General features: G+C 48.3%; 1 protein-coding gene. It reads left to right on the plus strand.

Annotated features, from left to right (window positions below):
- Positions 1-325 (plus strand): hypothetical protein (locus tag ABHV44_RS16265; protein WP_459075769.1); only part of this gene is annotated, 325 nt, incomplete at both ends.

Here is a 325-nt window from a genome sequence, read left to right on the forward strand (position 1 = left end):
TGCTTGCAACTACAATCCAATTGCGACCTTAGACGATGGCTCTTGCCTTTTTACAGGCGATACTTGTGACGATGGAGACCCAGACACGGTTAATGATGAGATTGATGGCGATTGTAACTGCCAGGGAGATTTCATAGCTGGCTGTACAAATTCTAACGCCTGCAACTACGATCCGAACGCTACAGTTGACGATGGATCTTGCGTCCTCATTGGCGACTCGTGCGATGACGGTGATCCTACAACGGTTGGAGACGAAATCAACTCAAACTGCGAGTGCCAGGGAGAAACAATTCCTGGCTGTATGAATGAAGCTGCTTGCAACTAC

Source organism: Halocola ammonii, assembly GCF_049334165.1.
GTDB lineage: Bacteria > Bacteroidota > Bacteroidia > Flavobacteriales_D > Sanyastnellaceae > JBEGHD01.